Origin of the sequence: Bacteriovorax sp. BSW11_IV (assembly GCF_000447755.1) — a bacterium.
Taxonomy (GTDB): domain Bacteria; phylum Bdellovibrionota; class Bacteriovoracia; order Bacteriovoracales; family Bacteriovoracaceae; genus BSW11-IV.
The window spans coordinates 18,969-31,593 of record NZ_AUNE01000006.1 but is presented as its reverse complement, the minus strand read 5'-3'; the positions used below and the strand labels follow the sequence as shown (position 1 = coordinate 31,593).

Annotated in this window: 14 protein-coding genes; 5 read left to right on the top strand and 9 right to left on the bottom strand. The window is 37.8% G+C overall.

The window, feature by feature from the left end; all coding sequences use genetic code 11:
• Both M899_RS02065 and M899_RS02060 read left to right on the top strand, forming a co-directional pair.
• A partial coding sequence (locus M899_RS02065) for an alpha/beta fold hydrolase (protein ID WP_034727444.1) occupies positions 1–563 on the top strand: 563 nt, incomplete at its 5' end.
• Between the two features lie 143 nt (positions 564–706).
• Complete coding sequence (locus M899_RS02060; RefSeq protein WP_021269727.1) at positions 707–1,222, top strand: hypothetical protein; 516 nt, start codon at positions 707–709, stop codon at positions 1,220–1,222.
• Positions 1,223–1,306: 84 nt separating this feature from the next.
• Here M899_RS02060 and M899_RS02055 read toward each other — a convergent pair whose 3' ends face one another.
• On the bottom strand, positions 1,307–1,960 hold the full coding sequence (locus tag M899_RS02055; RefSeq protein ID WP_021269731.1) for an O-methyltransferase: 654 nt from the start codon (positions 1,958–1,960) through the stop codon (positions 1,307–1,309).
• An 82-nt stretch (positions 1,961–2,042) separates the two neighbouring features.
• Between M899_RS02055 and M899_RS02050 the strand changes: the two genes are divergently transcribed.
• Positions 2,043–2,480, top strand: a complete 438-nt coding sequence (locus M899_RS02050) for a 6-carboxytetrahydropterin synthase (protein ID WP_034727425.1) — start codon at positions 2,043–2,045, stop codon at positions 2,478–2,480.
• Here M899_RS02050 and M899_RS02045 read toward each other — a convergent pair whose 3' ends face one another.
• The 3 genes from M899_RS02045 to M899_RS02035 are packed head-to-tail and all read right to left on the bottom strand — an operon-like array spanning position 2,481 to position 6,645.
• Positions 2,481–3,215 (bottom strand): outer membrane lipoprotein-sorting protein, encoded by a 735-nt coding sequence (locus M899_RS02045; RefSeq protein WP_021269734.1) that lies wholly within the window; start codon positions 3,213–3,215, stop codon positions 2,481–2,483.
• Positions 3,212–5,431: an efflux RND transporter permease subunit gene (locus M899_RS02040; protein ID WP_021269719.1), complete on the bottom strand. Its 2,220-nt coding sequence runs from the start codon at positions 5,429–5,431 to the stop codon at positions 3,212–3,214. The genes M899_RS02045 and M899_RS02040 overlap by 4 nt, the downstream gene beginning before the upstream one ends.
• A complete protein-coding gene (locus M899_RS02035; protein ID WP_021269735.1) occupies positions 5,428–6,645 on the bottom strand; it encodes a DUF1302 family protein in 1,218 nt (405 codons plus the stop codon). The genes M899_RS02040 and M899_RS02035 overlap by 4 nt, the downstream gene beginning before the upstream one ends.
• Positions 6,646–6,813: 168 nt before the next feature.
• Here M899_RS02035 and M899_RS02030 point away from each other — a divergent pair, with 168 nt between their 5' ends.
• Positions 6,814–7,911, top strand: a complete 1,098-nt coding sequence (locus M899_RS02030) for a chorismate mutase (protein WP_021269723.1) — start codon at positions 6,814–6,816, stop codon at positions 7,909–7,911.
• Here the strand turns inward: M899_RS02030 and M899_RS02025 are convergent.
• Both M899_RS02025 and M899_RS02020 read right to left on the bottom strand, forming a co-directional pair.
• Positions 7,883–8,488 carry a septation protein IspZ gene (locus M899_RS02025; protein WP_021269715.1) on the bottom strand — a complete coding sequence of 202 codons (606 nt, stop codon included), beginning with the start codon at positions 8,486–8,488 and terminating at the stop codon, positions 7,883–7,885. The genes M899_RS02030 and M899_RS02025 overlap by 29 nt on opposite strands.
• 30 nt (positions 8,489–8,518) lie before the next feature.
• Positions 8,519–9,514 (bottom strand): WYL domain-containing protein, encoded by a 996-nt coding sequence (locus tag M899_RS02020; RefSeq protein WP_021269709.1) that lies wholly within the window; start codon positions 9,512–9,514, stop codon positions 8,519–8,521.
• 90 nt (positions 9,515–9,604) lie between these two features.
• Between M899_RS02020 and M899_RS02015 the strand changes: the two genes are divergently transcribed.
• A complete protein-coding gene (locus M899_RS02015) occupies positions 9,605–10,102 on the top strand; it encodes a hypothetical protein (protein WP_155897038.1) in 498 nt (165 codons plus the stop codon).
• Here the strand turns inward: M899_RS02015 and M899_RS02010 are convergent.
• From M899_RS02010 to M899_RS02000, 3 genes are read right to left on the bottom strand one after another with little or no spacing between them, the layout of a single operon-like run.
• Positions 10,064–10,942 (bottom strand): RluA family pseudouridine synthase, encoded by an 879-nt coding sequence (locus M899_RS02010; protein WP_021269713.1) that lies wholly within the window; start codon positions 10,940–10,942, stop codon positions 10,064–10,066. The two genes, M899_RS02015 and M899_RS02010, sit on opposite strands and share 39 nt — an antisense overlap.
• Positions 10,942–11,796 (bottom strand): OmpA/MotB family protein, encoded by an 855-nt coding sequence (locus M899_RS17395; protein ID WP_021269716.1) that lies wholly within the window; start codon positions 11,794–11,796, stop codon positions 10,942–10,944. The genes M899_RS02010 and M899_RS17395 overlap by 1 nt, the downstream gene beginning before the upstream one ends.
• Positions 11,797–11,827: 31 nt before the next feature.
• Entirely contained in the window at positions 11,828–12,601 is a 774-nt protein-coding gene (locus M899_RS02000; protein ID WP_021269717.1) for a motility protein A, read from the bottom strand.
• Between the last annotated feature and the right edge of the window lie 24 nt (positions 12,602–12,625).

Sequence of the window (12,625 nt, the reverse complement as noted above, 5' to 3'; positions counted from 1 at the left end):
TAAGAGGGATTTTCATGCTAAGACAAAAAGAGCTGCTATGGTTTTATCAAGAAGGTTGTTCAAAAATTTATCCAGATGCCTATGAGAAATACATTGCTCCAATTCCAGAAAATGAAAGAGGAGATCTTATCAGCGCATTTCACAAAAGACTCACAAGCCCAGATGCTAACGTTCGCTCTGAAGCGGCCAAAGCATGGTCTGTTTGGGAAGGCAGTACTTCAAAACTCATTCAAGACCCTGGTATGGTTGAGAGCTTTGGTGGCGATGAATTTGCGGATGCATTTGCTCGCATTGAATGTCACTACTTTGTAAATAAGGGCTTCTTTAGAAGTGAGAACCAATTATTAGAAGACATTGAAAATATTCGTCACATTCCGGGCATCATCGTTCAAGGGCGCTATGATGTTGTTTGCCCGCCAGAAAGTGCATGGGAGCTTCACAAAGCATGGCCAGAAGCAAAATTTGTTATGGTCGCAGATGCAGGTCACTCTCTTTCAGAGCACGGCATCACACATGCTCTCATTGAGGCCACAGACAGTTTTGTTAATGAAGGCACTATCTAATTATCTAAAATCTATAAGGGTGCTTTGCAACATTTTTGTAACGCACCCTTAATCTATCTAATAATTCTACGAAATACTTCTATAAATTATATTAGTCGTATAGTTCACCCCAAGGTAAAAACCCATGGACTTAGGGGAACACGATGAAAAAACTAATCTATATCACACTTTCTTTTTTAACTTTAAACGCGGCCGCTGTTGAATTTCCAGAGACAACAACGCTTAAAGTTTATGAAGATGCTACTGTTGAGCAAATGACAGAAGCTTCAGAACTTCTTCAAAAGGCCATTGCTGCAAGAAAAGATGGTGATCATGATAGTTACATTTCTTATTTAACAGAATCAAAGAAAATTCTAAACAAGAAGAACAAATCTGTTAAATCCTTCAAGGCCGCTTTTAACATTAAGTACAACCACTCTTATGTAAATTACTTTGAAAGTAGTGACGCTACTGTTGAAGGTGATTTCAAGGAAACTTGTTTTGTTGGAACAACAAGGGCCGCTAAGGCACTTTTACAGGCCGCTATTAAGGCCAACAGATTAAACTTCGATGAAGAGTGGTTTGAAAACCCTGTTATTAAAAACTCGAAGCTTTACATCGATTATATTGACGGACCTAACGACTACCACACCACAGTCGAAATTAAGAGCTGCCTATAAATTTAGGCCAACCAACAACGACGAAAGAGGAATTCATTTTTTGCAAAGGCAGGAGCCATGTAAATGTGAATTCCTCTTTTACTTTTAAGCGTTCTTTAAAACAACGTAGATCCCATCTCTAATTGGCAAATAAGTTTTGAAAAGATCAGCACGACTAGCGACGTAGTCGTTAAATTCTTTAATATGGGCCGTCTGACGATCTTCTTCTTGATCAGCAATAAAACCTTCTACGACTTTTCCACTCCAAAGAACGTTGTCAATAACAACGGCACCGCCATCGTTAAGCATCTCAAGTCCTTTAATAAAGTAGTTCATATAGCCACGCTTATCAGCGTCGACAAAAATGAGATCAAACTTCTCATTGGCCAAAGATTCAAGAACTTCCGCCCCAGAACCATTAAGCGCCTTAATTTTGCCGGCCACAGGTGTTTTATCCCAAAAAGAGCGGGCAAGCTCTGTGGTCTCTTTATTCATATCGACAGTAATGATTTCACCGTCCTCTGGTAAGAACTCGGCCATGGCCAATGCAGAGTAACCCGTGAACGTTCCAAACTCTAGGACGCGCTTTGCCTTCATAGACTTAATAAGCATACCTAAAACTGACGCTTCTAGCTTTCCCACCATCATATGATGGAGTCTTTGCGTTGCTCTTGTATGCTCTTCAACTTCACCACAAAGAGTAGGCGTTGTACTCTTCTCGATGGCATATTGTTCAATTTTTGGATCAATAATATTCATGCTAACGCTCCAAGCTATCAAAATATTTAGACATAACCTATATCATCTTGTCGCCTTCCTCATCATACATTAACATACAGTCATGGCAAAGTTTACATCGACAAAGAGTTTTTACGGTTTCCCTTGTACGCACAGACAGTGGCGAGCAGAAAGTCACTGCCGCTTCGTTCACGGCTATTCACGCTCATTTCATTTTGAGTTTGAATGCAATGAACTAACACAAGAAATGTGGGTCATGGATTTCGGCGGTCTCAAAGATGTTAAAGAGTGGCTCGACCATATGTTCGATCACACTTTCCTTGTTTCAGAAGACGATCCTTACAAAGACACTTTCACTAAATTAGACCAAGAAGGTGTCATTCAAATGCGCGTTCTACCAAATGCTGGAATGGAAGGCACGGCCCAATTTGTTTATAAACACGTTAATGACATGGTTTCTAAAAAGACAAATGGTCGTGTGAAAGTTATCAAAGTAGAAGTTCGCGAGAACGAAAAGAACTCGGCGATCTTCCACACTTAATTATTTTAAAGAAATTTCACTTGGGACTTTTTTTGAATCATATTCAATCTCATTGATAATGAGAGTTGTTGCTTTGTCTGATTGAATATCCTTCATCTCACTACTCATAACAGTCCAAATGCCATTGATATTTTTCATCGATTTCACTTTGAAAACTTTCCATAGAGATCCTTTTTGATCGTACATCTCTATTTCAAGCGGAATGAATGTTTCCTTATCAATGCAACTTAACTTTTTCGAATAAGTGGAATTCTTTACATCTACTGGAAGGCTCTCCAATTTATAGCAATCTCTTTTGCCCATAAATTTTCCATCAGCTAGAAGTTTATGATTATCATAAGAAACAACACGATCTCTTAAATCTTCATAAAAGATTTCACTTCCTACAAAGCGGCCATCCTTGCTAGAACTAGCAATTCTTTTACTGGCCTTAAGAGCTGGGAGGTAAATCATTTGACTAACATTTTCACCTTTTTCATCTACAGTTAAAAGCTTAATTCCTTGAACTCTTTTTGGTGAATTAAATGTTATTAAAGAAGACACACTTCCTTTTTGATTATCACGACGAATAATTTCAAGTGTCCTCTCTTTATCTTCTCTTCCTTTTCCTTCAAGCTTCATCACAACACTTGACCATGATGAATTACCATCGGGTCTGTCATATACTTTTTGCGCCAACTCGACTCCCGTCATAGCGAACGAATTAAAAGAAAATAAAATAATTAAGAATTTCATTTCTTACTCCCATAGCGCCATTGAATCATGGCCGGTAATAAATGGATATCTGACAAAAGGGCCATTAATAAACCTGTCCCAGTTAGAAGTCCAAAATTTCTCGTCGGGATAAATCCAGAGAGAGTTAAAATAAAAAATTGTGCACACAAAATTATGGTGGTGGCCGTTACGGCCTTTCCGGTAAGCTCCATCGTTTCTTGAATGGCCAATCTTGCATCATTTGTGACAGACATACGTTTTCGGTAAGTAGAAAAAATATGAATCGTATCATCCACTGCAATACCAACAGCGACACTGGCAATCATGGCCGTTCCCATATCCAACCAAATATCAAAAATCCCCATCACGATAAATAGAGTTAAAAGAGGCATAACATTTGGAACCAGAGTAAAGAATCCATCAATCAATGAGCGCCACAAGTAAGTCAAAATGATCAGGATAATGACAACGCTCACCCACAGCGTTTTTGTTTGTCCATGAACGAGAAGATCATTTTGCTTTACAAAGATATGGCCTTGTCCTGAAAAAGAGTAATTTAAATTAGGACTTAGAATATGAATGTCTTCTTTTATTCGTTCAATTAACGCTTCAATCTCGGTCACATTATGACGATTCACGTTTAGAACAACACGAATATTGTCTTGATTTTCATTCAAAAAGCGAGATAAATCCTTCCCATCATAAATGAATAAGTATTGGGCAATTAGATCATCACTCTCTGGAATAATATTTTTAGATTCATCATTTTGGAATGAAGCATTCATTCTCTCTACAAAATCAACTGCGGAGAGAGTCTTATCAATTTCACTATAGCTCTCTAGTTTATTTTGGAGAGCACGAATCTCTTTGAGATTTTGTGATTTAAGAATATTTTCATCTTCGAAAATAATTTCAAGGACTGCTGTTCCACTAAAGTTTTCTTGAAAGAAATTCGTTTCTTTAGTGATGGCGTCATCTTCATTAAAAAACTTTAATAAATTAGACTCCACTTTTATATTTAAAATGACTGGGCTTAAACCAAGCAAAAGAACGAACCATCCTATAACAGTGGCCCTTGGATATGTTGTCGCATGATTAGAAATTTTGTTAACAATATGCCCCATCATAGTAAAAATTCTTGCTTCAGATTTCCACTCTACTGGAGAGAGGACTTCCATGAGTTCAGGCAGTACTTTCAATGTAATAAAAACGATGACCACGGTCCCAAAAGCAGTAATCAATCCAAAAGTTCTGATGGGTGGGATTTCATTTAATGTAAGAGTCAAGAGCGCGCAAATTGTCGTCAGCCCTGTAAACATTGTCGGTTTCTTGATGTGCTCTAGAATAAAGTGAACTTTCTTTCTCCCAACATGACCAAGCCCACTGGCCACTCTATCCATATTAAAATAATGGATGAACGAAGCAATTGTTAGTGCCATTAATAGAGTTGGAACCATGCTTGAAATAATCGTAAAAGGTATTTCAAAAACACCAAATAATCCCATTGCAGCAGATGAAATTGAATTGATGAGGATCATTGATAGAACAAGTGGTCCTAACTTTGGGAAAGAGAGCCAAAGTAAAAGAAAGGCCACACCCAAAGTAAAGGGAATGAATTTCAAAAGATCGAAGAAACTTGTCTCAAAAGACTTTACATCAATGGCCCATGGTCCTGCTAGTCCGTGGACTTTATCTTGAATACCAGCGTCCTTAAACAATGAGAGTACTTCATCGCGAACGGCCCTTCGTTGCATTGTCGTGAGATCCTTTGTCGGCTCAAGAGCAATACTCATATAATGGGCATCATGTGATATGAGTAGTTTTTTTGCCGCAAATGCATTTTGTGCACGATTTTTCCAAAACTCTATATTTTCACTTTCTAAGGAATCGCCATCAAGAATCGGAGAGACTTTTAGGCCATCAAAATTTGCTTCAATATAATCTTGATCAAAAAGTGAATAGACGCGATTGACTCCATCAATCTTTCTAATTTTAGGCATAATTTTTGCGATTTTTTCTAGAAGAGGCAGTGATGTGAATCCATCAATATCAACAATAATCGCCAACACTTCATCGCTGCCAAACACATCACGAAAATGATCATAACTTATAAAATGATCACTCTTAAGTGGAGCATAGCTTCTAATTGTATTATCAAAGGCAACGTTACCCATAAAGAAAATTGGAAATAATGTCATCAATAATACAACTAAAATATAAGGCCATTTTTTAATCATAAATCTATCTCTACTTGAGCAAACAAGGCCCTGTTCATATCATAAAAGGCCAGAGGTCCTCTGCCTTTACCGCCAAGGGAACTGGCCTTAATTGATAATTCTATATTGTCATTTAAATTGTATTTCACTTTAAAGATCAATCCATAACTTGTGTCATTAAATGTATTTAGAATTCCGATATTAAGCGTTAGCTTTTCATCTAATAAAAGCTTTTCAACTTCATAGTGCCCTGTAAGCTCCTCTTTCATCTCGTAGATGATCTCGGATGTATCTAATAGTTGATAGGCCATAGTTACTTTAATTTTCCACGCACTCTCAAAAGGATTTCCCTCAAGACTAAAGGCCGCATTTGTCCCCAATGTTTCAACTTGTGAGAAATCTTTTTTTGTAACTAGAAGATCGTTTGTGAAAGACAACTCCCCCTTAAGAACATAATGAGATATACTCGTTGAAAAATCAGCACCAATAATTTGTACTTTAGGAAATTGAGGGACAAGCTTATTTCCTTTTAAGATATAAGTAGGAATTTGACTTGTCGTCTTTACAAATGAAATGGCAAAATCACTTTGTCCTAGATCTTTTTGCAACCTTGCACCAAAAGATGATTCTTTCTTAGTTTCTGGTTCATTTTCATATTGGATTAACTTCAATGAAGAGTTTTCTTCAATCCCAAGTAATTTTGAATTCTGAAAGAAGCTCCATTTAGAATCTTCATCAGGTAAATAACTCACATGCTTTTTTGGAGCGTAAAAAATATGAAGTGGACCATAGTTTGTGTAAATAAGCGGGTTTCCACTTTTTTGATACTTAGTTTCACGAATAAAGGGATTTTCAAAGTTCGTTGTATTAATACTTTCAAAGGACGAAAAGAAATCAATTCTGGCCCAATTGATAATTTGTTGGCCGACACGAATCTGCAGCCCTTCTTTCTTTAGACCTAAAAATGTTTCGTATAAATGGAAACGTCCACCTTCAGTTTGAACACCAAATGAAGTTTCAAAATGCTCCCAATGAAATGACTTTGAGTAGGTTCCATCAACAGTCAAATCCTGTTCTTTTCTTTGAAAATAATGGCCAGAAATAACAGAAAGGTTAACGTGTCCAAAATCTATTTTTTCGGACGCAGTTGGTGAGCTCACTTCTTCAAAAACAAATTCTTGGGCATGACCCAGAAACCCCGATAGGGCGAAGGTCATAACAATCCAAAACTTCATAATGATCCAATGTTGATTGTTTGGCCCACATTAGCAGAATTTCCGCTAGATGCTGACCCTCCTAGTAATTTTTCCTATGAAAAAGGCCTTTTTCTTTGAAATTTTTTCCAACTCGTCCTATAAGTACTGAGATGTGCTAAATTAGCGAAAATTTTATAGGAGACTCGCTTGGATATGGACTTAACTCCACTTGTAGATTGGTTTGATTTTGGGACAAAACCTTTGGTTATTGCTGGCCCTTGCTCTGCCGAAAGTGAAGAACAGGTTCTTGCGACGGCCAAGGAGCTTGAAAAAAACAATCAAGTTTCAGTCTTCAGGGCCGGTGCTTGGAAGCCAAGAACAAGACCCTATGCTTTTGAAGGCCATGGAGAACCAGCACTTAAGTGGTTGGCCCTGGTCAAAAAAGAAACACGCTTTTTAGTTACAACTGAAGTTGCCAATGCTGAGCACACTGAACTTGCCCTCAAAAATGGCATTGATATTCTTTGGATTGGTGCACGCACAACAGTTAGCCCATTTGCAGTTCAAGAAATTGCAGACGTTCTTAAAGGCGTTGATATTCCAGTTCTCATTAAAAATCCCATTAATGCTGACCTCGCTCTTTGGCTAGGAGCTCTTGAAAGACTTCATGGAGCAGGTATTAAGAAATTAGGGGCCATCCACCGCGGTTTTTCAACAGCAGAAAAAAGTAAGTGGCGAAATAACCCTATGTGGTCAATTCCTATCGAATTAAAAAGACGATTGCCAAACCTTCCTATCATCTGCGACCCGAGCCATATCACGGGTAATAGAAATTTAGTTGGTGAAGTTTGCCAAAAGAGTATGGATATTGGCATGGATGGTTTAATGGTTGAAACCCATCTGACTCCAGATCAGGCATGGTCAGATGCCTCTCAACAAGTTACGCCAGATATGCTTAAAAATATTATTTCTTCATTACATCTTAGAACACAAGACGGTGGTACAGCGGATTTTGAAGTTCGTCTAAGCGGACTTAGAAGACAAATCGATGCCATTGATAAAGAAATTCTTGAATCTTTAAAAATGAGAATGGAAATTGTTAAAGAGATTGGAATTGAAAAGAAGAATAACAATATCACTCCTCTGCAATTATCAAGAATGGACTCTCTTATGAAAGAAAGAGTTCAACTTGGAAAATCATACGGATTAAAAGAAAAATATATTGAGGAATTATACAACCTCATCCATACAGAATCGGTAAAAGTTCAAACTCAAATTATGAACGATTTTGAAAATGATGTTTAAGTAGTTCATGCTCTCTAACAAGTTTAGAGAGTTTTTTTCTAATAAGAACCATCTCACCAATCATAAAAACGAAAAAGACCAAGTAAAAGCCAATAGTCTTAAAAAAAGTCCACGTTCCCGTATCTGAATATATAGCAAGTCCCCCCATAAAAAATCCATAGGCCAACAAGAAAAAGGCCATATGCCATTCCATTGAACGCAAAATGAAATTCGGCAATTTTTTTGTTCCCATGAGTTCAGACATCTCTTCTAAGAGTCCTTCACCTGTCTTCAATTTATAGATTAGAAAACTAAAAAGTGCGATACCTGTAAAGAAGGGCTGGAGCTTAAACCACACACCTTCATGAGCAAAAACGGACAATGAACCTAGTACGAGAATAAGTCCAAAATTTAGTTTTGAAAGAGTATGAACGTGACGAGTGAAAATTTTCTCTAAAATAATTTCAATAACCGCTAAGATTAGGCCACCAATGACTGCGATATGGACGGGATGATTTTCTTCAAGGTACCAATAGGCGATGGCCGGAAGAAATGAGAGGAGAAAGAAATTTTTATTTATATTCGTGTTACTCATCATAATGAGAGTAACACGAAGAGAGTTCTATGACTATGCGACTTTTTTAAACTCTGTCATATCATCAGAATAGCGAGTGGCGCAGTAAGCGGCAAAATCACTTTTCAAATGACCTGGGTCTAGAATTTCAACACCTTCTCGAATTTCATAGAGCCATTCAAAAAGTTCATTTGAGACCTCTACAGAAGCGGCCCAAATAATGTCTCCGTCAAAATTTTGTGTAATATAAGGATTTCCTAAAAAATGGAATTTTGGATTTAGTTCAATATGCTTTTCTGCCTGAACTTTTAAAACAAGTCGAACTTCATCACCTGTCACAACTCTCATTGCACTGATAAAGTCCTTCACTTCAATTGATGAAAAATTAGGTGAATACTCTTCATCGTACGCGCCAACTCTTTCAATTTCATTTAATCCTAAAAATACTAAACAGCGATCATCACAGTCTTCGGCAACAATAGATAAAACACCTTCAAGATAGACAACTTGATGAGGATAAACCACCATCGTACGTCCTGAATGTGTTTTGATATCAAGGCCAACACCAGTACTAATCGCATCTTGTAGAGTCGAAAAAAACGACTCATACTCACTTGGAACTTCATTCATGCTTTTTGCCTTTTGCCAGTAACTTTCTAGCGCGCTAACAATATCAAAATCAGGGTAGTATTCAGCAATAGAATTTAGCTTTTCATTTAAAGTGGAAAACGCTGGATTATTTCCATTGAACTGGGCCTCAGAAAAAGTCGCCTGCATGGCCAACCAATCAATTAGACTAAAATCCATATTTACAGTTAGCCAATCTCTCGTAGGAACAAGATGAGTCTTATCGCCAACATTTTCAAGAGCAAAGGGAAAATCGATATTTTTCATAAACTCGCAAACTTCATGAAATTCAGAAAAGCTTGCGCCTGTTCTTTCTAAAAATTCTTCAATATCACAAGATGTAGTTACAGCGTTTAGCCCTTTTAAAACCGACCAAAAATACTCAGTCGTTACAAGGCTATTTTTCAGAGGGGTGTTTGTCATATTTTTTCCTTAAATACTTTAGCTTTCTTGTCGGATAAGCAACCCCTTCCCTTTAATGTTTTTTTTTCCAAAATATGAGATAATAGGGCCATGATACCGAAATCACTTATGAAAAATCCTGTTTTAGTTGTGGGCATATTGTTCATGTTTATCTTTTTAAGCGGGCTTAGAGAGAAGGGCTTTTTTGGGCAAAGGGCAGAAAGATTGACCCCGACCTCTTGTAAGGCAACTCTTGTAATGCTTAATAAAAGGATTCCAGCGAATTGGGCAACCAAATGTGATGGAAACAATCTTCATGTTGATATTAATTCAACAATTGATGCTTCAAAACTCGTAAAAGAAAAGAACGCGCTAAAAATGGCCGTTTATAGAGAGTTGGCCAATTCCCTCATTTTCATCGCAAAGAATTCTCCTTCCGATAATATCGAAAGAACTGATGCTGTAACCTTGACCCTTACTCAGGCACAGATCAAAATAAATGCGGCAACAATGGGAAAGGATATAGCAAAATTTAGGACTCTCAAGTCAGAGAAGTTCATAATGGACCACTTATATGCAAGTGTTAAGGTCCAAGAAATCGTCAAATAGATCAGCATTCGTGGCCACAAAAGTTTGTGGCCTTCCTTCAAAATCAAATGAATATTTTAAAGCATGTAAGAAAACACGTTCAGATTTCTCTCCTCCATAAAGCTCATCTCCAAGGATGGGATGATGGATGGCGGCCAGTTGTGCTCTAATTTGATGGCGCACACCTTGTTTTAAATAAACCTTCACAACAGAAATCTTCTTTTGTTCAATGTATTTTAATCTCTCAAAGCGCAACTCTCCAAACTCCCCTTCACCAGATTCAGAGAGAACTCTTCTTCTTCCTCTCTCTCCAGCAGATTGAAAGAAGTGGCGAATCTCTCCGTGCTCAGCAATTTCTCCATGGACAATAGCAAGATAAACCTTCTCTTTCACACATGATGAGAACTCACCCCTTAACTTTTCATGAACTTTCTCATCCTTTACATAAATAAGTACGCCGCTTGTCACTTCATCTAAGCGATATAGTAGACCGCGCTCTTGATTACTTGATGGTAGTCCAAGAAAAAGAGAATTGAGATAACTTCTTGAGAAGTTCAAAACTGTGTCTGTTTCATCATAGCTAAGTGGGTGGCCATGGACATGGGCCGGTTTATTAAAAACCAAAAATTTATCATCTTCAAAGAGAATAGGAATATCGCTATTTGTATAAACAGGATTAACCAAACGATGGTTTAACAACTCTATAGGCAGTCTAATTGATTGCCCTTTTTTTGGAATTAAAGATAATTGTTTTTTCGTAAGATATTTTTTTATAAATGAACGAGATAAAAAGAGCTCCGTTTTCAGGAGCTCTTCAAGTGTCTTAGAATTATTTAGAAAACAAATTTCCGTTTCTTTCATCAGTGTGATTCTACTTTATGACCTTCAGATTGTAAGTCAGTTTTTCTAATAATAAATTCAACACGACGGCTATCCGCTTCATTTTCAGCTTCTGATCTACCTGGACGAATCACAGGTCTAGAATCACCAAAGAAAGTAGTTGTGATTCTATCTGGCATAACTCCACGTCTGATTAAAGACTTTGTTACCGCCTTGGCCCTTTGCGCCGATAGCTCCCAAGAGTCAGCCGTGCTTCCCTTAGCAACTTCTCCCCTCGAAGCGTGACCTAGAACAAAGATTGTCCACTTTTCGTTACGAAGAAGCTTTACCACTCTTTCGTAAACATCAGTTGCGACACGACTGGCCTCTATTTCAATTGAACCTTCTTTAAAATAGATTTTATCTTTAACAGAAACTTTTATTCCTTCAGACTGTTCAAATACATCAACTGAGTCAGAAAGTTCATATTCTTTAAGATCTTTTTTCATATCTTGCAGAACTTCATCTGATTCACGATTGATTTCATGTTTATCTAAAATTCCTTCCATCGTTAGAAATTCAATTGGAAATGGTTTAATAGTCTCGCTTGATTCCATCATCGTAGGAAAGTCATCAGGAGATTTTCCTGGTTGAATAACTTCACCTTGCTTCAAAACGTTTCCACCAAATGCATTACGAATAGAGCCTAGGGCCGCTTCATATTTTGATGTTTCCGTTTTGGCCATTGAAAGAAGGAGAACGAAAAATGTAAGGAGCAGTGTTACCAGATCCGAAAATGTCGCCATCCACCCCGGTAATCCCGGTTTACATGGAGGACATTTAACGTCATCACTTCCACCGCCGCCTTCTGCTTGGTTTACGCCTTCTTCTGCCATAAATTACCTCTTCCTTGAAAGTAAATTACTATTACATATCGTCTTCAGGTCTTTGCGACGGAGGCAAGAATGAAGCGAGTGCTGATTTAATCGATTTAGGGTTCTGACCAGAAACAATACCAATGATACCGGCCATAATAATATTCATATTCGCAACTTCTTCAGCTGAGCGAATTGAAATTTTATTTTTAATAGGGTTACAAAAGATGTTGGCCACAACCGCACCATAGTAAGTCGTCAAAAGGGCAACCGCCATGGCAGGACCAATTGAACCGGGATCACTCATGTTGTTAAGCATGATTACAAGTCCAATTAGTGTCCCAAGCATTCCCATCGCTGGACCATCTTCGGCCATACCACCAAAAAGATCTTGTCCCGTTTTGTGGCGCGACTCGAGAGATTCAATTTCAATTTTTAATACTTTTTCAATTTCTTCAACTGGCTTATTGTCGGCCGCAAGAATAAGAGCAGTTCTTAAAAAGGCATTATTTTTAGCTGCGTCTTTTTTTGCTTCTTCTTCAAGTGCGAAAATTGATTGTGAACGTGCAAGGTTTGCATACTCACTCATTTGTTCAATAGTCTTTAAAGGATCCACTGGTTCAAATTTCAGAGATTTCAAACCAACTGTCGCAACAGCTTTTACGGTATCCATTGGCCACTTTACAAAGGTAACCCCAATCAGACCACCAAAAACTACGAGCACTGATGGAACGTCAATAAACTGCCCTAGTCCACCACCTGTAAGCATCGAACCTAGAAGTGCAGCGATTGCAACGACAAAACCAATGATTGTAGAAATATCCATATCGACTTCCTTGTATCCTTTAAA